Annotated in this window: 20 protein-coding genes; 7 read left to right on the plus strand and 13 right to left on the minus strand. The window is 74.7% G+C overall.

Annotation, left to right across the window (positions count from 1 at the left end; genetic code table 11):
- The first annotated feature begins 4 nt into the window (after nucleotides 1–4).
- Nucleotides 5–1,486: a polyprenol phosphomannose-dependent alpha 1,6 mannosyltransferase MptB gene (mptB, locus tag NLX85_RS22110; RefSeq protein ID WP_254338089.1), complete on the plus strand. Its 1,482-nt coding sequence runs from the start codon at nucleotides 5–7 to the stop codon at nucleotides 1,484–1,486.
- A gap of 70 nt (nucleotides 1,487–1,556) precedes the next feature.
- On the opposite strand, the gene glnA is transcribed toward mptB, so the two are convergent.
- Nucleotides 1,557–2,981, minus strand: coding sequence for a type I glutamate--ammonia ligase (gene glnA, locus NLX85_RS22115; RefSeq protein ID WP_091319930.1), 1,425 nt, complete (start codon nucleotides 2,979–2,981; stop codon nucleotides 1,557–1,559).
- 299 nt (nucleotides 2,982–3,280) lie between these two features.
- Between glnA and NLX85_RS22120 the strand changes: the two genes are divergently transcribed.
- Complete coding sequence (locus tag NLX85_RS22120; RefSeq protein WP_374628208.1) at nucleotides 3,281–3,691, plus strand: RDD family protein; 411 nt, start codon at nucleotides 3,281–3,283, stop codon at nucleotides 3,689–3,691.
- A gap of 65 nt (nucleotides 3,692–3,756) precedes the next feature.
- On the opposite strand, the gene NLX85_RS22125 is transcribed toward NLX85_RS22120, so the two are convergent.
- Entirely contained in the window at nucleotides 3,757–4,446 is a 690-nt protein-coding gene (locus NLX85_RS22125; RefSeq protein ID WP_254338091.1) for a DUF4191 domain-containing protein, read from the minus strand.
- A gap of 210 nt (nucleotides 4,447–4,656) precedes the next feature.
- Here NLX85_RS22125 and NLX85_RS22130 point away from each other — a divergent pair, with 210 nt between their 5' ends.
- Nucleotides 4,657–4,827 carry a hypothetical protein gene (locus NLX85_RS22130; protein ID WP_254338093.1) on the plus strand — a complete coding sequence of 57 codons (171 nt, stop codon included), beginning with the start codon at nucleotides 4,657–4,659 and terminating at the stop codon, nucleotides 4,825–4,827.
- A gap of 314 nt (nucleotides 4,828–5,141) precedes the next feature.
- A complete protein-coding gene (locus tag NLX85_RS22135) occupies nucleotides 5,142–8,138 on the plus strand; it encodes an AAA family ATPase (protein WP_254338095.1) in 2,997 nt (998 codons plus the stop codon).
- On the opposite strand, the gene NLX85_RS22140 is transcribed toward NLX85_RS22135, so the two are convergent.
- Both NLX85_RS22140 and lipA read right to left on the minus strand, forming a co-directional pair.
- Entirely contained in the window at nucleotides 8,120–9,979 is a 1,860-nt protein-coding gene (locus NLX85_RS22140) for a DUF423 domain-containing protein (protein WP_254338097.1), read from the minus strand. The genes NLX85_RS22135 and NLX85_RS22140 overlap by 19 nt on opposite strands.
- A 60-nt stretch (nucleotides 9,980–10,039) precedes the next feature.
- A complete protein-coding gene (gene lipA, locus NLX85_RS22145) occupies nucleotides 10,040–11,086 on the minus strand; it encodes a lipoyl synthase (protein WP_254338098.1) in 1,047 nt (348 codons plus the stop codon).
- Nucleotides 11,087–11,441: 355 nt separating this feature from the next.
- Between lipA and aspS the strand changes: the two genes are divergently transcribed.
- Nucleotides 11,442–12,728, plus strand: a complete 1,287-nt coding sequence (gene aspS / locus NLX85_RS22150; protein WP_254338100.1) for an aspartate--tRNA(Asn) ligase — start codon at nucleotides 11,442–11,444, stop codon at nucleotides 12,726–12,728.
- 48 nt (nucleotides 12,729–12,776) lie between these two features.
- Here aspS and nadE read toward each other — a convergent pair whose 3' ends face one another.
- The 5 genes from nadE to NLX85_RS22175 all read right to left on the minus strand — a co-directional run bounded on the left by nadE (nucleotide 12,777) and on the right by NLX85_RS22175 (nucleotide 17,799).
- Nucleotides 12,777–13,601 (minus strand): ammonia-dependent NAD(+) synthetase, encoded by an 825-nt coding sequence (nadE, locus tag NLX85_RS22155; RefSeq protein ID WP_305885053.1) that lies wholly within the window; start codon nucleotides 13,599–13,601, stop codon nucleotides 12,777–12,779.
- An 18-nt stretch (nucleotides 13,602–13,619) separates the two neighbouring features.
- Entirely contained in the window at nucleotides 13,620–14,012 is a 393-nt protein-coding gene (locus NLX85_RS22160) for a VOC family protein (RefSeq protein WP_254338102.1), read from the minus strand.
- 5 nt (nucleotides 14,013–14,017) lie between these two features.
- Entirely contained in the window at nucleotides 14,018–14,659 is a 642-nt protein-coding gene (lipB, locus tag NLX85_RS22165) for a lipoyl(octanoyl) transferase LipB (protein WP_254338104.1), read from the minus strand.
- A gap of 28 nt (nucleotides 14,660–14,687) precedes the next feature.
- Nucleotides 14,688–15,923 (minus strand): hypothetical protein, encoded by a 1,236-nt coding sequence (locus NLX85_RS22170; RefSeq protein WP_254338106.1) that lies wholly within the window; start codon nucleotides 15,921–15,923, stop codon nucleotides 14,688–14,690.
- Nucleotides 15,924–15,987: 64 nt separating this feature from the next.
- Nucleotides 15,988–17,799, minus strand: coding sequence for a DUF2079 domain-containing protein (locus NLX85_RS22175; RefSeq protein ID WP_254338108.1), 1,812 nt, complete (start codon nucleotides 17,797–17,799; stop codon nucleotides 15,988–15,990).
- A gap of 187 nt (nucleotides 17,800–17,986) precedes the next feature.
- Here NLX85_RS22175 and NLX85_RS22180 point away from each other — a divergent pair, with 187 nt between their 5' ends.
- On the plus strand, nucleotides 17,987–19,213 hold the full coding sequence (locus NLX85_RS22180) for a PHB depolymerase family esterase (RefSeq protein ID WP_254338110.1): 1,227 nt from the start codon (nucleotides 17,987–17,989) through the stop codon (nucleotides 19,211–19,213).
- A 21-nt stretch (nucleotides 19,214–19,234) separates the two neighbouring features.
- On the opposite strand, the gene NLX85_RS22185 is transcribed toward NLX85_RS22180, so the two are convergent.
- The 3 genes from NLX85_RS22185 to NLX85_RS22195 all read right to left on the minus strand — a co-directional run bounded on the left by NLX85_RS22185 (nucleotide 19,235) and on the right by NLX85_RS22195 (nucleotide 21,578).
- The gene (locus tag NLX85_RS22185; RefSeq protein WP_254338112.1) at nucleotides 19,235–20,134 is read right to left on the minus strand and encodes a TIGR01777 family oxidoreductase; all 900 of its coding nucleotides are present in this window, start codon (nucleotides 20,132–20,134) and stop codon (nucleotides 19,235–19,237) included.
- A 125-nt stretch (nucleotides 20,135–20,259) separates the two neighbouring features.
- Nucleotides 20,260–20,766, minus strand: a complete 507-nt coding sequence (locus NLX85_RS22190) for a DinB family protein (RefSeq protein WP_254338114.1) — start codon at nucleotides 20,764–20,766, stop codon at nucleotides 20,260–20,262.
- Nucleotides 20,763–21,578 (minus strand): alpha/beta fold hydrolase, encoded by an 816-nt coding sequence (locus tag NLX85_RS22195; protein WP_254338116.1) that lies wholly within the window; start codon nucleotides 21,576–21,578, stop codon nucleotides 20,763–20,765. The genes NLX85_RS22190 and NLX85_RS22195 overlap by 4 nt, the downstream gene beginning before the upstream one ends.
- Before the next feature lie 72 nt (nucleotides 21,579–21,650).
- On the opposite strand from NLX85_RS22195, the gene NLX85_RS22200 reads away from it, so the two are divergent.
- The gene (locus NLX85_RS22200; RefSeq protein WP_254338117.1) at nucleotides 21,651–22,175 is read left to right on the plus strand and encodes a PadR family transcriptional regulator; all 525 of its coding nucleotides are present in this window, start codon (nucleotides 21,651–21,653) and stop codon (nucleotides 22,173–22,175) included.
- A 54-nt stretch (nucleotides 22,176–22,229) separates the two neighbouring features.
- Here NLX85_RS22200 and NLX85_RS22205 read toward each other — a convergent pair whose 3' ends face one another.
- Entirely contained in the window at nucleotides 22,230–23,153 is a 924-nt protein-coding gene (locus tag NLX85_RS22205; RefSeq protein ID WP_254338119.1) for an LLM class flavin-dependent oxidoreductase, read from the minus strand.
- Between the last annotated feature and the right edge of the window lie 62 nt (nucleotides 23,154–23,215).

Raw genomic sequence — 23,215 nt, forward strand, 5'->3', positions numbered from 1 at the left:
GCCGGTGAGCGAGCCCGGCGCGGTGCCCGACGGACCGGTCCGCCCGGTGGCCGCCGCGCTCGCCCGCTACGCCGGACTCGCCGGCGCGGTGCTGCTGACCGTCGCCGGCTGGCTCGGCGGCGCGCTGCCCGACACCCCGGCCGTGACCAGCCTCGGCGACGCCTGGCGGGCCCCGCACGGGCCGGCGGTGCTCGGCTGCTGGCTGGTCGGCACGGTGCTGCTGGTCGGGGCCTGGTGGTCGCTGCGCTGGGGCGCCCCGTCGGGCCGGTGGGCGTACCTGACCGCCGGGCTCTGGGTGCTGCCGCTGCTGGCCGCGCCGCCGCTGGGCAGCCGGGACGTCTACTCGTACGCCTGCCAGGGCTGGTCCTGGACGCACGGCGCCGATCCCTACCGGGTCGGGGTGGTGGCCGCCGGCTGCCCGTGGGCGGACAGCGTGTCGCCGATCTGGCGGGACACCCCGGCGCCGTACGGGCCGTTCTTCGTGCTGCTGGCCGGCCTGGCCGTGCTGCTCGGCGGTGGCCTGGTCGGCGCGATCGTGCTGCTGCGGGTGGTGGCCGTGGCCGGGGTGCTGCTGGCCGCGTTCTGCCTGCCCGGGCTGGCCCGGGCCGTCGGGGTGCCGAGCCGGCGGGCGGTGTGGCTGGCGCTGGCCTGCCCGCTGGTCGGGGTGCACCTGGTGGCCGGCGCCCACAACGACGCGGTCGGCCTGGGGCTGCTGCTGTCCGGCCTGCTCCTGCTGGTCCGCCGGCCCGGCCGGCCGCGGACGCTTGTCGTCGCCGGGGTGCTGCTCGGGCTGGCCGTTGCGGTGAAGGCCGTCGCCGTGGTGGTGCTCCCGTTCGCGGCGCTGGCCGCCGTGTCGGGCCGCCACACATGGCGTGCGCTGCTGCGCGACGGCGGCCGGCTGGCCGGGGGAGTGCTGGCCGCGCTGGTGGTCACCAGCCTGGCCACCGGGCTGGGTCCGGGCTGGGTGCGCGGCGTGGCCCGCAGCGGCGACTCGGAGCAGTGGACGTCGCCGCCGACCGCGGTGGGTCTCGTTGTCGACTACGCGGGCGCCCTCGTCGGGCGGGAGCCGGACGCCGTGCCGGTGGTCCGGGCGGTCGCGCTGGCCGTGCTCGCGGTGCTGCTCGTGCTGCTCTGGTGGCGGGCGTGGACGGCGCTGCGCCGGCTGGGCGACGTCCGACAGCGGACGGCCCGGCTCCGGGTGGCCCTGGCCGGGGCCGGCCTGGCGCTGGCCGCCACCGTGCTGCTCGCCCCGGTCTTCCACCCCTGGTACGCGACCTGGCCCCTCGCGCTGCTCGCCGTGGCGACGGTCGCCGTGGCCCGGACGGTGTGGTTCGTGGCGCCCTGCGCGGTGGCCTCGGTGCTCACCCTGCCCGACGGCACCAACCTGGCCCGGTTCACCAAGGCGCCCGGGGCGATCCTCATGACCGCGCTCGTGGTGACGGTCGTCGTGGCCGCGATGCGGGCCCGCCGCGCCCGGCGGCACTGACCAACCGGGCCGGCCCCGCTGTCGCGGAGCCGGCCCGGCCGGTGCTGTGGAGCGTGTCGCGCCGAGAAGCTCAGCAGTCGAAGTACATGGCGAACTCGTGCGGGGTCGGGCGCAGGCGCACCGGGTCGACCTCGTTGGCCCGCTTCCACGACACCCAGGTGGAGATCAGGTCCGGCGTGAACACGCCGCCGTCGAGCAGGTAGTCGTGGTCGGCCTCGAGGGCGTCGAGCACCTCCGGCAGCGAGCCCGGCACCTGCTTGACGTCGCCCCACTCCTCCGGCGGCAGGTCGTACAGGTCCTTGTCGATCGGCGCCGGCGGCTCGATCTTGTTCTTGATGCCGTCCAGGCCGGCCATCATCATCGCCGAGAAGGCGAGGTACGGGTTGCTGGACGGGTCCGGCACCCGGAACTCGACCCGCTTGGCCTTCGGGTTGTTGCCGGTGACCGGGATCCGGGTGCAGGCGGAGCGGTTGCGCTGCGAGTAGACCAGGTTCACCGGCGCCTCGAAGCCCGGCACCAGGCGACGGTAGGAGTTGACCGTCGGGTTGGTGAAGGCCAGCAGCGACGGCGCGTGGTGCAGCAGGCCGCCGATGTACCAGCGGGCGTTGTCGGACAGGCCGGCGTAGCCGGTCTCGTCGTAGAACAGCGGCTCGCCGTTCAGCCACAGGCTCTGGTGGGTGTGCATGCCCGAGCCGTTGTCACCGAAGAGCGGCTTCGGCATGAAGGTGGCGGTCTTGCCGTTCGCCCAGGCCTCGTTCTTCACGATGTACTTGAAGAGCTGGAGCTGGTCGGCCGAGTGCAAAAGGGTGGAGAACCTGTAGTTGATCTCCGATTGGCCGGCGGTGCCGACCTCGTGGTGCGACCGCTCCACGGTGAAACCGGTGTCGACCAGGCGGCGGACGATGCTGTCGCGCAGGTCGGCGTAGTGGTCGACCGGCGGCACCGGGAAGTAGCCGCCCTTGTACGCGGTCTTGTAACCGCGGTTGCCGCCCTCCTCCTCCCGGCCGGAGTTCCAGGCGCCCTCGATCGAGTCGATGTAGTAGAACGACTGGTGGGCCGAGGTCTCGTGGCGGATCGAGTCGAAGATGTAGAACTCCGCCTCGGCGCCGAAGTAGGCGGTGTCGGCGATGCCGCTCGCCGCCAGGAACGCCTCGGCCTTCTTCGCCACGTTCCGCGGGTCCCGCGAGTAGGCCTCGCGGGTGAACGGGTCGTGGATGAAGAAGTTCAGCGCGAGGGTCTTCTGCGCGCGGAACGGGTCGATGAAGGCGGTCGCGACGTCCGGCAGCAGGAGCATGTCCGACTCGTGGATCGCCTGGAAGCCACGGATCGACGAACCGTCGAACGCGAGGCCGTCGGTGAAGAGGCTGTCGTCGACGGACTCGACCGGCAGGTTGAAGTGCTGCATCACGCCGGGCAGGTCACAGAAACGTACGTCGACGAACTTCACGCCCTCGTTCTTGAGGTATCGCAGGAGTTCCTCGGGATTGGCGAACACACGTCCTCCTGGCAGGTCCACTCCGGTGGCTGGCTACCTGACGAAGCTATGGCGGCGGGGTTGCCCGGCCGTGTCTCCTCTGTTTCCGCCGTGTTACGTCCCTCGCGCAGCGTCATCCCGGCCGCTCAGCCGCCGCCGGCTCTCCGTTCGGACGATACCCGCTGCGCCGGTCTGCCGCTGATTGATGGCTTTGGTCCTGTTTCCCGTCCCGTGCCGAACCGCGCATCCGGCAGTGACCGGCACCCCTGCCCGCCGCGGCGCTCCCGGCCCCGGGCCGGCCGCTGGCTACCCTGACCGCTGTGACCGATACCGCCGCCGTGCCGGTGCCGCCCGCCACGGACCCGACCTTCACGCCCCCGAGCCTCGGCCGCCGCTTCGGCGCCCTGGTCATCGACTGGGTGCTCTGCCTGCTGATCGCCAACATCTTCGCCGACCCGGTCCGCGACGGCTGGCCCCCGGTCCTGGTGCTGATCCTGGAGTACGGCTTCTTCCTCGGCCTCTTCGCCCAGACCCCCGGCATGTACGTGACCCGGATCCGCTGCCTGTCCTGGGCCGACGGCGGCCGGATCGGGCTGTTCCGGGCGCTGCTGCGCGGCGTGCTGCTGGCCCTCGTGGTGCCCGCACTGATCATGGACGGGCACCGGCGCGGCCTGCACGACCGGCTCACCGGGTCGGTCGTCGCCGACGCCCCCCGCCCCGCCCGCCGCTGACCCCGGCACAACGACGAAGGAGCCGGCCCCGCGCGGGTCCGGCTCCTTCTCGCGTACGACGGGGGTCAGCGACCCCGGGTCTGGCGGAACGCGCCGCGCGGCGGCCGCATGTTCTTCGGGACCGCGCCCTTGGGCATCTGCGGGCGGGCGGTGAGCGCCTTGAGCCGCTTGTCGAGGGCGTTGACGTCCTTGGGGGCGAGGCTGCGGGGCAGCCGCATCAGCGTCATCCGCAGCTTGCGGATCGGCAGCTCACCCTCGCCCTGGCCGATCACGTAGTCGTGCAGCGGGGCCGAGCCGATCACCTTGGCGAGCCGGCGCTTCTCCTGGCCGAGCAGGCCGCGCACCCGCTGCGGGTTGCCCTCGGCCAGCAGGATCACGCCCGGCCGGCCGATCACCAGGTGCACCATGTCCATCTGGGTGGTGGAGCTGACGGCCGGGGTGACCCGCCAGTCGCCGCGCATGCTCTCCATGATCTGGGCCGCCGCACCGGGCTGGCCCTCGGCGGCGTTCATCATCGCCTTGTTGGACCGCAGGTTGAGCACGATCAGCACCGCGAGCAGGGCGAACAGGATGCCGATGGGCAGCCAGATCCAACCCCAGAGGAGCACCGCGACCACGGTGAGCGCGAGCGGGATCAGCACCGCCGCCGCGGTCAGCGGCGCGAACCACCGGTCCTGCTTGGCGGTGAACTGGAACACCATCCCGATCTGCTTCAGCCGCTGGCCGAACGAGACCTTCTCCTGCGGGTTTGCCATGCCGCAGAGTCTAGTGGTCCCCGCGCGACCCGTTGATCCGTGGCCGCCCCTCCGCCGCGGCTGAGTACCTTACGTCCGCCTGGGGCCGCTGAGGCCCCCGGGTAAGGAGGGGGAACGGCCGAAGATCAGGCAGCGCACCCATGCCCTGGGGGCACCTTCGCGCGGAAAGTCGATGTCGACAGGGAAACACCGCACGACAGGAGAACCGAGATGTTCGGCAACGACGCAGACCTGCTCCTCAGCATCCACCGCAGCCACGCCTCCGAGCTTCAGGCCGACGCGGCCCGCGACCGGCTCGCCCGGTCTCTGCCCCGCCGCCACTCGCGGAGCTGGCTGGGCCGCCGGCAGCACACCGCCCGCACCACCGACGCCCGCCGGTGACCGCCCCGGCGCTGCCCGCGCACCCGACCGCCGCACCACCCGCCCCGGACCGGACCCATCCGGCCGGGGCGGGTCACGCCGGGCCGGCCGTCTCGGGCTGGTCTGGTGCGGCCGGGGCGGATCACGCCGGGCCGGCCGTCTCGGGCTGGTCTGGTGCGGCCGGGGCGGATCACGCCGGGCCGGCCGCCTCGGGCTGGTCTGGTGCGGCCGGGGCGGGTCACGCCGGGCCGGCCGCCACGGGGGCGGCCGGACCGGCGGGGAACCGGCCGGTCGGCGGGGACGGCGCGGGCGTACGCCATGGCATGCTCGACGGCGTGACCGCACGCGCCGCCAGCACCGTCCTCGTCGGCCGCCAGCCCGAGCTGGCCAGGCTGCGCGAGGCGCTCGGCCGGGCCCGGGCGGGCGACCCGGTCACCGTCCTGGTGGGCGGCGAGGCCGGGGTCGGCAAGACCCGGCTGCTGGAGGAGTTCGGCGCGCACGCCACCGGGGCCGGCGCGCGGCTGCTGATCGGCCAGTGCCTGGAACTCGGCGAGGCCGGCCTGCCCTTCGCGCCGTTCGCCGCCGCGCTGCGCGACGTGCTGCGCCACGACGGCCCGGCCGCCTTCGCCGGCTACGAGGCCGAGTTCGCCCGGCTGCTGCCCGAGCTGGCCCGGGTGCCGGCCGGGGCCGCCGCGCCCACCGGGCTGCCGGTCTCCGACACCCCGCGCGGCTACCTGTTCGACCTGGTCGCCGACCTGTTCCGGCGGATCGCCGAGGAGCGGCCGCTGGTGCTGCTGATCGAGGACCTGCACTGGGCCGACCGCTCCACCCGCGACCTGATCGGCTTCCTGGTCCGGGCCGCCCGGGCCACCCGCCTCGTGCTGGTCTGCACCTACCGCACCGACGAGCTGCACCGCGGCCACCCGCTGCGTCCCTTCCTCGCCGAGCTGGACCGGGCCCGGGGCGTGGACCGGATCGAGCTGGGCCGGCTGGACCGGGACGGCACGGCGGCCATCCTCGCCGACCTGCTCGGCGCCGAACCGGTCGCCCGCGCCGTCGACGACGTGCACGGGCGTACCCAGGGCAACCCGTTCTTCATCGAGGAGCTGGCCGCGGCCGGCGACCCGGTCGGCTGCGCGGTGCTGCCGGAGACGCTGCGCGACCTGCTGCTGGCCCGGGTGGACCGGCTGCCCGAGCCGGCCCAGCGGGTGCTGCGGATCGCCGCCGCCGGCGGCACCCGCTTCGCCCACCAGCTCCTCGCCGAGGTGGCCGGCCTGCCCGAGGCCGAGCTGGAGGACGCGCTGCGCGCCGCCGTGGCCGGCCAGCTCGTGGTGGCCGACCCGGACGGCGACTACGAGTTCCGGCACGCGCTGTTCCGCGAGGCCGTCCACGACGACCTGCTCCCCGGCGAGCACGCCCGGCTGCACGCCCGGTACGCCGCCGCGATCGAGGCGCAGCCGCACCTGGTGGCCGCCGGTCGCGCCCCGGCGGAGATCGCCCACCACTGGTACGCGGCCCACGACCACCCCCGCGCCCTCATCGCCGCCCGGGCGGCCGCCGGCGCCGCCGCCGACCGCTACGCGTACGCCGAGCAGAGCCGGCTGCTGGAGCGGGTCCTGGAACTGTGGGAGCTGGTGCCCGACGCCGCCGACCGGCTCGGCATGGACCACCTGCGGGTGCTGGAGGAGACCCTGGCGGCGGCCACCACGGCCGGCGACTACAACCGGGCGCTCACCCTGACCCGGGCCGGGCTGGCCGAGGTGGACACCGCCGCCGAGCCGCTGCGCGCCGCCGGCCTGCTCCACCGGCGCGGCCGGCTGCTCGCCCTGCTCGGCAAGAGCGACGGCACCGCCGAGGTGGGCGAGGCGTACCGGCTGGTGGCCGGGGTGCCGGACACGTCGGAGCGGGTACGGCTGCTCGCCGACATCGCCGCGCACCTGGTCAAGATCGACCCCGGGCAGGCCGCCGCGGTGGCCGACGAGGCGATGGCCGCGGCCGAGGCGGTCGGCGAGGACGTGGCCCTGCTGCCCACCCGGATCGCCCTCATCTGCCGCACCGACCAGGCCCCCGACCTGGGGCTGTCCGAGCTGCGCCGGGCCGAGGCCCTGGCCCGGGCCACCGCCAACGCGCCGGCGCTGGTCAGCGCCCTGGTGTACCTCTCCGACGTGCTCTACGAGCTGGGCCGGTACGCCGAGTCGGAAGAGGCCGCCGAGGCCGGGGTGAGCGAGGCGCGCCGGGTGGGGATCAGCCGCTCCACCGGGGCGTACCTGCTGTCGAACCGGGCCGAGGCGCTGATCGCGCTGGGTCGCTGGGACGAGGCCGACGCGGCCTGCGCGGAGGCGGCCCGGATCGACCCGCCGGGCGTCTCCGGGCTGCACTGGCTCCAGCTCCGGGCCGGGCTGCGACTGGCCCGCGCCCACCCCGCCGCCGACGAGCTGGTCGGCCGGGCGCTGGCCTTCCTGGCCCGGCCCTACCTCTGGCCGAACCACCGGCTGCCGCTGCGCGAACTGCGCATCGAGGCCGCCCTGGCGGCGGACGACAAGGTGGCCGCGCTCGCCGCGAGCCGGGCCGCCCTGGCCGACGAGCGCCTGGTCGACCTGCCCCGGGAGGGCTGGCCGGTGCTCAGCGCGGTGGCCCGTGCCGCCGCGCTGGTCGGCGACGCCGCGCTGGCCGCCGAGGCGTCCGCCGTGGCCGCCGTGCTGCCGGCCCGCTATCCGGCGGAGCTGGCACACGCCGCCCAGGTCACCGCGATCCTCACCGGCGTCGAATTCGATGCCGACATGCCCGGCGCTCCGGCTGAGCAGTCCGGCGCCGCGATCGAGCGTCGCGGCGGGCCGGCCCAGCGGCCGGGGGCGGCGCTGCCGGCGTGGCGGGCGGCGGTGGCGCAGTGGCGGGCGGTGGGGCAGCCCTACCCGCTGGGCCGGGCGCTGCTCGCCCTGGCCGAGGCCGCCGCGGCGGCGGGCGAGCGGGACGAGGCGGCCGGCGCGGTCCGCGAGGCCGCCGAGATCGCCGCCCGGCTCGGGGCCGCCCCGCTGGGCGAGCAGGCCGCCACCCTGGCCCGGCGGGTCGGGTTGCGCGGCGCCGGCCGGCCCGGTCCGGATCTGCTGACCAGCCGGGAGCAGGAGGTGCTCCGGCTGGTCGCCGAGGGGCACAGCAACAGCCGGATCGCCGAGCGGCTCTTCATCTCGCCGAAGACGGCGAGCGTGCACGTGTCCCGGATCATCGCCAAGCTGGACGTGACCAACCGGGTGGAGGCCGCCGCGCTGGCCCACCGCCTCGGCCTGCTCGACCCGACGCCGCCCGCCGCCCCGGCTCAGCGGCGGGGCAGGTAGATCCGCCAGCAGGGAACTTCGACCATCCTGAGCGCGCCCACGCCGGGTCCGATTCGCGCGTCCAGGCGGGCGGCCAGCGGCGAGCCGGCCGGTGCCACCCAGGCGGCGTCCGGATCGGCGTCCACCGCCCGCCGGTACGCGGGCAGCCGGTCGAACCCGGGGCGCAGCTCGTCGTCGACCACGGCGCAGCGCACGTCCTCGCCTGCCGCGAAGGTGAGCCGGTTGCAGGTCCAGTAGCCGGCGCGCACGTGCCGCACGCCCAGCGCGCCGAGCGTGTCGACGAGCACCCGGTGCCGGTCGGCCTCCGCGTGGACGGCCGGCGCACCACCGATGGCGCCCGCCGTGGCGACCGCTCCGGTGCCGAGCATCCCCGCCACCACCGCGACCGCCACCACCCCGGCCACCCGGATCCGCGTCCGACCACCCGCGCCACGGCCGATCGACTCCGGCTCGCCGACCTGGTGCGCTCCTGCCAGGTCGGATGCTGCCAGCTCGCCGACCTGGCGCACACCCGGCAGCTCGGGCCGCGCCGGCGCGCCGAGGTGGTTGCGGGGCCGGTGGGGCGGCTCGGCGGGTGGAGGCCAGAGGCCGGCCCGGCGGGCCGCGCACCAGAGGGGCCAGAGCAGGGCGGGCGTGGCCGCCGCCAGCAGCGACAGGTAGCGGGCGCTCTCGATCGGGCTCCGCCCGGCCGCGCTGCTCGCCGTGTAGGCCGCCAGCACCGCCGCCGCCCCGGCGATCAGCGCCAGCCGCACGCCTGCCGACACCCGCCGCTCCGTCGCGCCGGCGGGATCACCTCCGGATCTTGGAGAGTTGTCGTTCGCAGCGAACGGAAAGTGTCCAAGATCCGCGGGTGGAAGGGGCCGGCGGAGGGCGTGCCAGGCGGCGGCCGGTGCGAGGGCGAGCAGGATGAGGAAGGCCGGCGTCCACCAGAGTTGCCACGGGGCGCAGTGACCGGGCGAGCAGAAGCCCATGGCCAGGGGCGGGCCGAGCACCAGGCCGCCGTGGAGGCGCTCGCCCCAGCTCGCCGCCGCGTCGGCGCCGCTGGCGGTCAGCACGGCGGCGAGCGGGTCACGGCCGTGCCGGAGGCTGTCCAGCAGCATCGGCGCCGCGCCCAGCAGCAGTCCGGCGGCCAGGACCGCGCCGGCCCGCCCGATCAGCTCCCGCCGCCGCCACCCCGCCAGCACCGCCCCGAGCGCCAGCACGAACGGCAGGATCAGCGGATCGGCCCAGAGCAGCAGGCCGGAGACGAGCCCCCAGCCCGCCCAGCGGGGCAGTCGCGCGGCCGCCCGACGGGGCAGCCGGGCTCCCGGAACGCCGGCGCACAGCGACACGGTGAGCAGGGCGAGCGCCACCACGGCGGGGTTCAGCTCGGGGTAGCCGCCCCCGGCGATGAGCTGGTTCTTCACCACCCGGTCCGAGCCGAGGGCGAGGAAGCCGACCACGAGCAGGGCGAACCACCGGTCGCCGCCGAGCCGGCGGGTGAGCCGCCAGGACAGGGCGAGGAGGAGGGCGTACAGCGCCAGGGTGGGCAGCCGCAGGACGAGCACCGACGGCCCGGCCAGGGCGACCAGCGGCGCGGCGAGGTACGCCTCCAGCGTGCCCATGTACGCCTGCCCGTAGAACCAGACCGGGAAGTCCTCGCCGCGGGCGATGTGCAGGGCGGCCAGCCCCATCGTCGCCTCGTCGCTGTTGGTGGGCGGCGCGTCGGCGAGCAGCAGCGCCAGCCGGTAGCCGACGCCGGCCAGCCCGACCAGCAGGGCGAGCAGCGCCGGCAGCCGGGTACGCCGGGGCGTACGCGGGCGGGTGGCCTCGCGCGGCTTCTGGCGTACCCCGGCGGTCATCCCTGGGATCATGGCATCCGGCGGGCGGCCGGCGGTGGGTGACGCGGTCGACGGCCGGCCTCAGCCGGCGGCGACGACCTCGTCGCGGGCGGCGAGCGCCTGCTGGTAGAGCCGCCCGGCCCGGTACGACGAGCGGACCAGCGGGCCGCTCATCACGCCGGCGAAGCCGATCTCCTCGGCCTCCTCGCGCAGCTCGACGAACTCCTCCGGCTTGACCCAGCGGGTGACCGGGTGGTGCCGGGGGGAGGGGCGCAGGTACTGGGTGATGGTGATCAGCTCGCAGCCGGCCTCGTGCAGGTCGCGCAGCGCCTGGGAGACCTCGGCCCGCTCCTCGCCCATGCCGAGGATGAGGTTGCTCTTGGTGACCAGGCCGTCGGCGCGCGCCTGGCGGATCACGTCGAGGGAGCGCTCGTAGCGGAACGCCGGGCGGATCCGCTTGAAGATCCGCGGCACGGTCTCCACGTTGTGCGCCAGCACCTCGGGGCGGGACCCGAAGACCTCGGCGAGCTGCTCGGGCACCGCGTTGAAGTCGGGGATCAGCAGCTCGACGCCGCAGCCGGACCGGAGGGCGTGGATCTGCCGGACCGTCTCGGCGTAGAGCCAGGCGCCGCCGTCGGGCAGGTCGTCGCGGGCCACGCCGGTGATGGTGGCGTAGCGCAGGCCCATCGCGGCGACGGACTCGGCGACCCGGCGCGGCTCGTCGGCGTCGAACTCGGCGGGCTTGCCGGTGTCGATCTGGCAGAAGTCGCAGCGCCGGGTGCACTGGTCGCCACCGATGAGGAAGGTGGCTTCCCGGTCCTCCCAGCACTCGTAGATGTTGGGGCAGCCGGCCTCCTGGCACACGGTGTGCAGCCCCTCGCGCGAGACGAGCCCGCGCAGCTGGGTGTACTCCGGGCCCATCTTGGCCTTGACCTTGATCCACGGCGGCTTGCGCTCGATCGGCGTCTCGGCGTTGCGCGCCTCGATCCGCAGCATGCGCCGCCCCTCGGGGGCGACCGTCGCGGTGCGCGCTGCCGGCTCGGTCCTCGGCGCGGAGTGCTCGATCGTCACAAAACCGAGCCTACGCCGGTCGGTGGCGGTCGATGAACGGCGGGCGACGGCCGTCACGCCCGAATCGTTGTGACACCGGACACCAGTGGCGAAAAATGGGCGTCACACGGGCCGGGCCCGGGTGCTAGCCTCCCGGCAGAGCTGCGACGGAGCCGAGTAGCGCGCCGATCCGCCAGCGCAGAGAGCCGCCGGTTGCTGGAAGGCGGTCTGGCGCCGGTGCGTGAAGACCCTCCCGAGCTGCGGGAAGAACGGCGGTCCCGGCCGCCCAGTAGACCCCGCCGGCTGGCCCCCGTCACGGGCGACGAACGAGGCCCCGCCACCGTGTGGGGCGAAGGTGTGGTGGCACCGCGAGGCTCCCGCTCGCCCACACCTCCCGGGGATCGCGTTGCGATTGACCAAGGAGGTAACCGCCGTGCAACGCATCCTGTCCTCCCAGCTCACCCACCATGTCGGCGCGACCGTGCGGATCGCCGGCTGGGTGCACCGCCGCCGGCTGCTCAAGTCGGTGGCCTTCCTCATCGTCCGGGACGCCGCGGGCCTGGCCCAGGTGGTGGTCGCCGACCCCGCCGTGCGCGCGGCCGTCGAGACGCTGCCCGAGGAGACCGTCGTCGAGGTGGTCGGCACGGTGGTCGCGAACGCCACGGCGCCCGCCGGGGTCGAGCTGGCCGAGCCGGCGGTACGCCCACTCGGCCCGCCCGCCGTCCCGCCGCCGTTCGACCTGTACCGGCCGGCGCTCACCGCCACCCTGCCCACCCAGCTCGACCACGCGCCGGCCGCGCTGCGCCACCCGACCCGGTCGGCGGCGCTGCGGATCTCGGCGGCGGCGGTGGCCGGCTTCCGGGCCGCCCTGGACGCCCGCGGGTTCGTGGAGATCCACACCCCGAAGGTGGTCGCCTCGTCCACCGAGAGCGGGGCGAACGTGTTCGCGCTGGACTGGTTCGGCCGGCCCGCGTACCTGGCCCAGTCGCCGCAGTTCTACAAGCAGCTCATGGTCGGCGTCTTCGAGCGGGTGTACGAGGTCGGGCCGGTGTTCCGCGCCGAGCCGCACGACACCGTGCGGCACCTGGCCCAGTACACCTCGCTCGACGTCGAGCTGGGCTTCGTGGCCGACCACCGGGACGTGATGGCGGTGCTGCGGGAGACCCTGGCCGGGATGCTGGCCGAGGTTGCGGCGCGGGCCGGCGGTGCGCTCGCCACGCTCGGGCTGACGCTTCCCGAGGTGCCCGCCGAGATCCCGGCCGTGCACTTCACCGAGGCGCTGAAGATCGCCGGGGCGCCGGCCGACGAGCCGGACCTCGCCCCGGCGCACGAGCGGGCGCTGGGGGAGTGGGCGCTGCGAGAGCACGGCTCGGACTTCCTCTTCGTCACCGGGTACCCGATGGCGAAACGGCCGTTCTACACCCACCCGGACCCGGCCCGGCCGACCCACTCCAACGGCTTCGACCTGCTGTTCCGGGGGATGGAGCTGGTCACCGGCGGGCAGCGGCTGCACCGGCACGAGGACTACCTGGCCGCCCTGGCGGCCCGCGGCGAGCCGGTCGAGCCGTACGCCGGGTACGTGGACGCGTTCCGGCACGGCATGCCGCCGCACGGGGGCTTCGCCATCGGGCTGGAACGCTTCGTGGCCCGGCTCACCGGCGCGGCCAACGTCCGCGAGGTGACCGCCTTCCCGCGCGACCTGCACCGCCTCACGCCGTGAGGAAGGAGGGGTCCCGGTCGACCGGGGCCCCTCCCGCCGGGCGTCGCGTCAGGGTGCGATCGGGAGCTGGCGCTTGTGTTCGGTGGCCCGGTAGCGCTCCACCAGCGCCGACTCCACCTCGGCCGGCACCGGCCGGCCCTCCAGGTAGTCGTCGATGTGCTCGTACGCCAGGCCGAGCGCGTCCTCGTCGAGCCTGCCCGGTGCGAGGCTCTCCAGGTCGGCCGTGGGCGCCTTGCCGACCAGCTCGGCGGGGGCGCCGAGCGCCGCGGCGAGCGCCCGCACCCGCCGCTTGGTCAGCCCGGTCAGCGGGACCAGGTCCGCCGCACCGTCGCCGTGCTTCGTGAAGAAGCCGGTGACCGCCTCGGCGGCGTGGTCGGTGCCGACCACCAGCCCGCCCGCCGCGCCGGCGACCGCGTACTGGGCGATCATGCGCTGCCGGGCCTTGACGTTGCCGAGCACGAAGTCCTGCTGGGCGGCGTCGCGGAAGGTCAGCCCGCCGGCGACCAGCGCGGCCAGGGCGGCGTCGGCGGCCGGCTTGACGTCGACCGTGAGCAGCCGGTCGGGCCGGATGAACTCCAGCGCCGCCTGGGCGTGGTGCTCGTCGGCCTGCACCCCGTACGGCAGGCGCATGGCGACGAAGACCGCCGGGTGGCCGGCGGCGCGGGCCCGCTCCGCGGCGAGCTGGCAGAGCCGGCCGGTCGTGGTCGAGTCCACGCCGCCGCTGATGCCCAGGACCAGCGTCGTCAGGCCGGTGTCGACGAGGCGGTCGGCGAGGAAGACGACCCGCCGCTCGATCTCGTCGGCGGCGTCGAAGGTCGCCGACACCTGGAGCTCCTCGGCGATCCGCCGCCGGGTCGACATCACATCGGTCATCAAGGTGTTCTCTCCTGCTCAGGCGGGACCGAGCAGGTCCCAGGGGTTGCCGGTGAGGTCGCGGAAGACGGCGACCCGCCCGTACGGCTCGGTGCGCGGGGGCTTCACGAACTCGACCTTCGCCTCGACCATCCGCCGGTAGGTGGCGTCGAAGTCGTCGACCTGGAGGAAGAAGCCGACCCGGCCGTGGGTCTGGTCACCCACCGCCGCGGCCTGCCGCTCCCCGTCGGCGCGGGCCAGCAGCAGGCCGGTGCCGCCGCCGGGCGGGCGGACCACCACCCAGCGCTTCGGCCGGCCGTCGTTGGTCAGCGACGGTTTGTCCTCCACCAGCTCGAAGCCGAGCACCTCGGTGAAGAAGGCGATCGCCGGGTCGTAGTCGGGGACGACGAGGGTGACGAGGTCGATGCGCACCCGGGTCAGACCTGGACCAGCGTGGGCAGGTGCCGTTCGACCACCGGCAGCACGTCGGCCACCGTGACGGGGTGACCCAGCTCGGCGGTGAGCGAGGTGACCCCGGCGTCCCGGATGCCGCACGGCACGATCCGGTCGAAGTGGCCGAGGTCGCAGTCGCAGTTGATCGAGAAGCCGTGCAGGGTCACGCCGCGGGCCACCCGGATGCCGATGGCGGCCACCTTGCGGGCCGGCCCCCGGTCGTCCTCCGGCACCCAGACCCCGCTGCGCCCCTCGACCCGCCCCGCGGCGAGCCCGAACTCGGCGCAGACGTCGATCAGCAGCTGCTCGGTGCGCCGGACGTACGCCACCACGTCGACCGGGTCGGGCAGCTTGACGATCGGATAGCCGACCAGCTGCCCCGGCCCGTGCCAGGTGATCTTGCCGCCGCGGTCCACGTCGATCACCGGGGTGCCGTCCACCGGCCGGTCCCACGGCTCGGTGCGCTTGCCGGCGGTGTAGACGCTGGGGTGCTCCAGCAGCAGCACGGTGTCGCCCTGTTCGCCGGCCACCACGGCCTCGTGCAGCCGGCGCTGCTCGTCCCAGGCGGCCTGGTAGTCGAGCAGACCGGCGCGGACGGCGGTCAGCCCGGAAGTCGTCACGCTCACCCGTCCAGCCTAGTCTTGCCCGACGGCGTCAGCCCGGTGAGGCTCGTCGCTGCCGGCGACGGCGCAGGGCGTGTACGAGCAGGACGGCGAGCAGCAGAGCCGGCAGGGCGACCACCGGGTAGAGCCACAACGGGGCCGCCCACGGGGAGGGCCGCGGGGCGGAGCCGGTGAAGACGGCGTCGGCCAGCAGGTCCGCCGGTACGTCGATGCCGGAGACGCCGGGGGGTCCCGTCACCAGCACCTGCTCACGGCCGCCGGCCGTCAGGGCGACGAGCGACGCGTGCCGCTCCTGGAAGGCCGTCTCCCGCGACAGCCGGTTCAGCACCGCGTCGCCGTGCCGCCAGCCGACCAGCTCCGTCGCCCAGCCACCGACCGGGACGGTGGTGCCGAGCGGTCGACCGGTCGCGGCGTCGAGGAACTCGAGCCGCCAGGACCGGGCGGCCACCTCCTCGAGGGTGCAGGCGAGGCCGGCGCAGCCGTCGAAGGCGAGCAGCGCGATCCGCGCGCCGTCGGGGCTCCAGGCGCCCCGCCCGGCGAGCAGGTGCCGTTCGTCGAGGTCGCGCTGCCACCGCACACCGCCCCTTGCCGCGTCGGTGACCGTCAGCCGCTGCCGCTCGGTAGCCGGATCCGTCGGGCCGGCGACCACGACCAGGCTGCCGTCCGGTGACCAGGCCCCGACGGCGTGACTGGCGAACGTGCCGGCCGGGAGCACCCGCTCGACCCCGCCGTACGGGTCGACCACGAGCAGGTCGTCCGGCTTCGCAGGGTCGTTGAGCTGCTGGTTGTCCGGTCCGTACGTGATCACCGCGTCGTCGTTGTCCCGCGTGCCGAGCAGCGTCCTGCCGTCCGGTGACCAGGCCAGCGCGCGGATGCCCGGCCGATGGGTGCGGTGTTCTTCACCGGTGGTCAGGTCGACCAGGATCCCTCGGTGGGGCCGCACGTAGTGCCGCCCGTCCAGAGACAGCAGCCCGTGATCCTCACCGACCTGCAGCGGAATCAGTCGGTAGGCGCCGTCGCGCCCCACGAGCACGCCCGTCGACTCGAAGTAGCGGGTGTTCGAGGTGTAGAAGACCACCGAGGCCGGACCGGCGGGACGCTGGCCGATCGTCGCCTGCCAGAGCCACGGGTCGTAGACCCTGGCCGGCGCCGTGTCGGTGGCGGCGGCCGCAACCGGCGCGGCGAGCGGGCCGGAGGCCAGTGCCACAGTGGCGACGATCGACAGGGCCGCGCGCGGCGCGGCCCGTCGGCTGACCCGGGGGAACATCACCCGCACCATTAGACGCCGTCGTCCGGCTCCCGGTGGTCCCGTGCCGGCCCGGGCCGACAGGTCACGCCGGAGGCACCCGCCAGACCCAGACGTCCTCGACCCGCTCGGGCGGGCCGAGCAGGGCGGTCGCGGTGCGGCGGACCGCCTCCTCGTCGACGTCGAACTTCGCCCCGTGCACCCGGTCGGCCAGCACCACCGTCTCGACACCCCAGTAGTGCAGGTCGGCCCGGGCCTCCCGGATGCTGCCGTCGGTGACGATCGGCACCAGCCCGGTTCGCCCGGCCTGGTCCATCAGGGCGCTGAAGGTCCGCGGCACCGGCCCGATCCGGCCCCGGCCCTCCGGCCCGCCCGGGCCGAGGAAGAAGCCGGCCGGGATGCGGAACTCGCCCTGCCGGTGCGCCAGGGCGTACGCCTGCCAGCGTTGGCCGTCCGGATAGAGGTCCACGGTGAGCGGCAGCGGGGTGAGCACCCCGCCGGGGGAGACGTAGCGCTGCCAGGCGCCGCTGGTGATGAACGCCGGGATCGGCTCCCGGACGCTGGTCAGCAGCGGGGTGGGCAGCAGCGGCAGCAGCGCGGCGGCGAAGCCGATGGCCCAGGCCAGCTGGCTGGAGCGGTGCCGGGGCGGTCGGGCGCGCAGCGTGTCGACCGCGTACGCCAGCAGCAGCCCGATCACCGGCGCCACCACCAGGGCGAGCCGGGACGGCAGCGCCGCGTTGACCACCGGCAGGTTGTCCAGCACGCCGAAGGGCAGCAGTTGGTCGGTGCGCCGGCCGTTCCACTTCGCGGTGGGGCCCCAGGAGAGCACGGCGAAGACCACCGCGGTCACCCCGAGCGCCGTGAGGGTGGCCCGGAACGCCTGGTCGGCGCGCCGCCAGAGCAGGACGAAGCAGGCGACGCCGAGCAGCAGCAGCGGGATGCCGAAGAAGGAGTTCTCCTCGGTGGGGTTGGGCGCGAGCGAGGTGCCCAGCCCGGCCCAGCCGGCCAGGGACCGGCGCGGATACGACCCGTACGCGGCGATGTCCTCGGAGTGGATCATCGGGTCGAAGCCGGTGCCGTGGAACCGCTGCGGCCCGGCGAAGTGCAGCCACAGCGGGTACGCCAGCAGCACCCCGGCCACCAGCGCGGTCACGCCGAGCCCGCGCAGGAAGCTCGGCAGGGCGGCCCGCACCTCGGCCCGGCGGACCCGGTGCAGCGCCCACACCAGCAGGAACAGGGCGACCGCCAGCGCGGTGAAGAAGAGCCCCTCGGCGGCGATCGAGAAGGCGACCGCCACGAGCACGCCGAGCACCACCCCGCCGGCCACCGCGCGCCCGGGGCGGCGCAGCCGGAGCACGCCCCAGATCAGCAGCGGCACCAGCCAGCCGGCGGTCCAGTTCAGGTGCGCGTTGGCGTGCGACACCATGGCCGGGCAGAAGGCGATGAAGAGCCCGCCGACGCCGGCGGCCAGCCGGCTGGTGACCAGCTGCCGGCTGAGCAGCCAGTACCAGGCCACCGCGGTGGCGGCGAGGTTGAGGGTGAGGATCACCAGGAACGTCGCCGGCGGCCCGATGAGGTACGTCAGCGGCGCGAAGACCACCGCGTACGCGGTGATCGAGGTGTTGACCGCGAGGTTCACCCCGTCGGGCACGTTGATCAGGTGGGTGAAGAGCGGGTTCTCCCCGTGGGTCAGAGCGTGCCCGCCGAAGGCCAGCAACCACTCGAAGAGGGCCTGGTCGCTGGAGTTGACGGTGATCATGCGGGTGTTCGGGTCCCGCCACATCCCGCTGGTCACCCAGAGGGCCAGGGCCACCGCGGCGAGCACCAGCAGCAGGTCGGCGCGCCGGTTCCGGAAGGCGGTCGACGGGCCGGTGGCCAGGGACGGGGAGGACGGCACGCAGCGGACGTTACCAACCGGAACTGGGCACGCCGGTCAGACACGGAACCTGGGGCGTGGCCGCGCCCGCACACTTCGGCGTTCGTGAATGTGTGAGCGGCGGCCATTCCGGGGGCGTGAAACACGGACGTAACGTCGCGGCAACTCGAAGGTGACCCAGTTCACAATTCGCCGTCAGGAGGTCGCCGTGCGCCGCTCCTCATCCCTTCTCACCCGCCTGGCCGGGGTGGCGGCCGGGGTCGTGCTGGCCGCGGCCGCCGTCCTCGTCGCCGCGCTCCCCGCGCAGGCCGCCACCCTCACCCAGGTGACCGGCTTCGGCTCCAACCCCGGAAACCTGGCCATGTACGCCTACCGCCCGGACGGCCTGCCGGCCAACTCCCCGGCCGTGGTGCTGCTGCACGGCTGCACCCAGAACGCCTCGACCTACTTCACCAACTCCGGGTGGCAGAAGTACGCCGACCTGTGGAAGTTCGCGCTGATCGTGCCGCAGCAGCCGTCGGCCAACAACGCCAACTCCTGCTTCAACTGGTTCGAGACCGGGGACACCGCCCGGGGCCAGGGCGAGGCGCTGTCGGTCAAGCAGATGGTCGACTACGCCAAGGCCAACTACTCCGTCGACGGGAGCCGGGTCTTCGTCAGCGGCCTGTCGGGGGGCGGCGCGATGAGCGCGGTCATGCTGGCCACCTACCCGGACGTGTTCGCCGCCGGCTCGGTCGTCGCCGGCCTGCCCTACCGCTGCGCCACCAGCATGACCAACGCCTTCACCTGCATGAACCCCGGCGTGGACAAGACCCCGGCGCAGTGGGGCGACCTCGTCCGCAACGCCTACGCCGGCTACACCGGCAAGCGCCCCCGGGTGGCCATCTGGCACGGCACCTCGGACACCACCGTCGCGCCGCTGAACGCCGCCGAGTCTCGCGACCAGTGGACGAACGTGCTGGGCGTGTCCCAGACCCCGACCAGCACCGCCTCCCTGCCGGCCGGCACCAGCCTGGAGGTCTACGGCAGCGACCAGGTACGCCTCTACCGGGTCTCCGGCATGGGCCACGGCACCCCGGTCGACCCGGGCTCGGCCACCGACCAGTGCGGCACGGCCGGGGCGTACTTCCTGGACACGATCTGCTCGACCTACCGGGACGCGCTCTTCTTCGGGCTCGACGGGGGTGGCACGCCGAGCCCGACCCCCACGGCCACGGCGTCGCCCACGCCCACGCCCACGCCGACCGCATCCCCGACCTCGGCGCCGGTCTGCGTCACCGCCAGCAACTACGCGCACGTCACGGCCGGCCGGGCCTACCAGTCCGGCGGCTACGCCTACGCGCTGGGCAGCAACCAGCGGATGGGCCTCTACAACACCTTCTACACGAGCACCCTCAAGCAGACCGGCCCCAGCTACTGGGTCATCGGCTGCTGACCGCGCCGCCGCCCTCGCCGGTCACCCGGTGAGGGCGGCGTGCAGCGCGCCCGGCAGGTCCGGGTGGGTCCAGGTGAAGCCGGCCCGGCCCAGCACGCCGGGGAGGACCCGGGTGCTGGTGAGCGCCTCGTGGGCGAATCCGCCCAGGGCGACCTTCAGGGCCAGCGCGGGGATCGGCATGACCGCCGGCCGGTGCAGCTGGCGGGCCAACTCCCGGGTGAACTCGGCGTTGGTGACCGGGGCCGGGCCGACCACGTTGACCGGACCGGCGAGGTCGTCCCGGCCCAACAGGAAGGTCACCCCGTCCAGCCAGTCCCGCAGCGAGATCCACGGCAGCCACTGCCGACCGTTGCCAAGCTTGCCGCCGACGCCCAGCCGGAACGGCAGCAGCTGCGGCTTGAGCATCCCGCCGTCGCGGTGCAACGGCAGCCCGGTACGCAGCCGCACCACCCGCACGCCGGCGTCCTCGGCCGGGCGGGTGGCGGCCTCCCAGACCCGGCAGACGTCGGCCAGGAAGCCCTCACCGGCCGGCGAGTCCTCCTCGACCGTCCGGTCGCCGGTGTTGCCGTACCAGCCGACGGCGGAGGAGTTGAGCAGCACCGCGGGCCGGTCGGCGGCCGGCAGGCCGGCCATGGTGATCGCCAGGGTGGTGGTGCTGTCCACCCGGCTGGACCGGATCAGGCCCTGGTACGCGTCGTTCCAGCGCTTGTCGCCCACCCCGGCGCCGGCCAGGTTGACCACCGCGTCGGCGTCGGCGACGACCTGCGGGTCGAGCTGCGCGGCGGACGGGTTCCACTGCCGCTCGTCGGGGGTGCGCGGCGCGCGGCGGACGAGGCGGGTTACCTGGTGCCCGTCCGCGGTGAGCCGGTCGACCAGTCGGGTGCCGAGGAAGCCGGACACTCCGGCCATGAGGATCCGCATGTCCATATCTTCGGGTACGGACCGGAACTTGGATGCGTTGAGCGAAATCACTCACTCGTCGTTCGCGGCACCTGCCGGCTGGCCTCCCGGCCGCTACCCACCGGACGGCGCGTGTGAGCCGCGGTTCATTCCCCGGTCCGGCCGTCGATCGCCTCGCGCAGGATGTCGGCGTGCCCGAGGTGGCGGGCGTACTCGTCGATCATGTGCGCGAGGATCCACCGCAGCGGGTGCGGGCGCCCGGTGCCGGGGTGGCGGCCGACCGCGTCCAGCGGGCGCTCGGCGGCGATCCGCCGCGCGGCGGCCACCTCCGCCCGCCAGAGCGCGAAGGTCTCCGCGCCGGTGGCCTCGGCGACATCGGTGAACGGGGCGTCCGGGTCGTCCGTGAGGTCGAACAGGTCGCCGGGGAAGGCGTCGGCGAGCACCGCCTGGAAGTACCAACGTTCCACCGTGGCCAGGTGCCGGACCAGGCCGATCAGCGACAGGCCGGAGGACGGCACCGGCCGCAGCCGCAGTTGCGCGTCGGTGAGCCCGGCGCACTTGCGGACCAGGGCGTCCCGCTGGAAGTCCAGGAAGGTCTCCAGCATCGTCCGTTCGTCCACGGTGGCCGGCAACGCGAACCGTTCGTCGATCACGCCCGCATCGTACACGCGTTCGACGCTGTGTCGTTCCCGCCAGCCAGTGCGGCCGCCACAGCCAGGGCGAACCGCGCCGGGTTGTCGACCATGACGTTGTGGCCGCAGTCCGGAACCGCCACCGTGACGACACCCGCGGCCGCCAGCCGGTCCGCGTCGGACCGCGGCCCGTCGGCCGCCGGATACAGCAACGTACGCGGCACGGCCAGACTCGCCAGCTCCTCGCGCACGCCCGGGGTCGTGCCTCGGAGCAGGCTCATCGCCGTGCGGTAGAGCGCCTCCCTGCCGGCCAGGCGCATCGTGGCCGCCCACTCCGGCCCGACGAATGCGATCGTCTCGTCCCAGCCGTGGTCCAGGAACTCCTGCTCGGTGTGGTAGACGCCGATGCCCGAGCTGCCCGGCCGCTTCGTCGTCGGCAACGTCTCCACCGCGTCGAGGGCGGGATCGACGAGCACAAGGCGGCGTACCAGCCGGGGGTGGCGCGCCGCCAGCAGGACCGCGACGGCGCCGCCCGCGCTGTGCGCGATCACGTCGGCGTCCTGCACCGCCGCCTGGTCCAGGGCGTGGGCCAGCAGGTCCGCGTGCATGTCCAGGGTGTAGGCCGCGTGCGCCGGCCGGTCGCTGATCCCGAAACCCAGCAGGTCCATGAGCAGTGAGCGGTGCCCGGCCAGGGCGGGATGTGCGACGGCCCCGGCGTAGTAGGGCGCCGAGCTGGCGCCGAGTCCATGCAGGTAGACGCGGGTGGGTTCGGTGCCGGGGAGCTCGGCCCAGCGGATGCGGGAACCGTCAGGGGTCACGATGGCGCTGTGCATGGCGCAGACCATATCTCGTACCCGAGGTATCTAGGCAAGAGGGTATATCGACAAGGGGGTATGATCTGGATCATGTTGGAGCTGGCGACCCTCGGATTCCTCTACGACGAGCAGCTGCACGGCTATGACCTGCGTAAGCGCATTGCCGCCCTGGCCGGGCACGTGCGCCCGATCGCCGACGGCACGCTCTACCCACTGCTCAAGCGCATGGAGGCGGCCGGACTGCTGACCCGGGAGATCCAGCCCGGCCCCGTGGCCGCGCCGCGGCACGTGCTGTCGCTGACCGCCACCGGCCGCCAAGCCCTGCTCGACCGGCTACGCGAGCCCGACGACCTGTTCATCACCGACGAGAACCGCTGGTTCACCCTGCTCGCGTTCCTGCGCCACCTCGACGACCCGGCAGCCCAGGCGGCGGTCCTGCGGCGGCGCCTGACGTTTCTCACCCAGCCGGCCAGCTTCTTCTGGGAGGGCGACCGGCCGCTGCGCGCCGCCGACTTCGACGACCCGTTCCGGCGGGGGCTGTTCACGATCGCGACAGCGACGACGCGTACCGAGCTGAAATGGCTGCGTGAGACGCTCACGGATCTCGACGGCTGAGCGCTCGGGTAGTGGGCGGCTACCCGGCAGAGGAGGATCGGCCCGCTGAGTTGATCAAGCGACGGCGGTCAGGCGGGGGAGCAGCGGTGCCAGGGCGTCGACGGCGTCGGCGCGTACCACGAAGTGGGTGACGCCCCAGCGGCGCCGGTGCTCCGCGACCGCCGCGACGATCTCGTCGGCCGTGCCGATCAGCACGAACGGGGTGGCCAGCAGGTCGGCGGCGCTGAGCCCGGTGTCGGCGGCGATCGAGGCGGCGGCGGCCTCGGCGTCGTCGGTCACGGTGACCTGCTGGACCAGCGCCTCCAGCGCGGGCGGCGCGTCCCGCCCGGCCGCGCCGGCCGCCACGTGCGCGAGCTGCGCCTCGATCTGGTCGGCCCGCCACCGCACGTCGTGGGCGTGGCCGTCGGCGAGGGTACGCCCGAAGCCGGTGAGCCCGACCACGTCGGCGTGTGCGCCGGCCCAGCGCAGCAGCGTCGAATTGGCCGTACCCATGGTGAGCGGGACCCGGTCCCGCACGGGGCGCAGTTCGGTGAGCCGCGCGCCGCGGACGGCCAGTTCGGCGGTGTCCACCGTGACCTCCTGTCCGGCCAGCAGGTCGCGCACGGCCTCGGCGACCGCGACGCAGCGGCGGACCCGGGCGGCGACGTCGGGCCGTTCCCGCCCGACGGCCCGCCACTCGGCGGGGGTGTGCCCGGCGCCGAGGCCGAGGCGGGCCCGGCCGCCCGAGACCACGTCCAGGGTGGCCACATCGGTGGCGAGCAGGATCGGCTCGCGCACGCCGGCGTTCGAGACGTACGAGCCCAGGCCCAGCGTCGAGGTCACCGCCGCGGCGGCGGCGAGGGCCACGAACGGCGACGCGCCGTGGCCCGGGTGGTCGGAGGCCAGCAGCGCGTCGAAGCCGGCGGCCTCGACCCGGCGGGCCAGGTCGGTCCAGCCCGTCGCGTCGGTGGGGCGGGCCTGCACGGAGAAGATCGCCATCGGCCCAGCATTCCCGGGGTACGCCCGTCCCGGCCAGCCCGGACCCGCCGATTCTGCTGACC

The organism is Micromonospora sp. A3M-1-15 (assembly GCF_024213425.1).
Classification (GTDB): Bacteria; Actinomycetota; Actinomycetes; order Mycobacteriales; family Micromonosporaceae; genus Micromonospora; species Micromonospora chersina.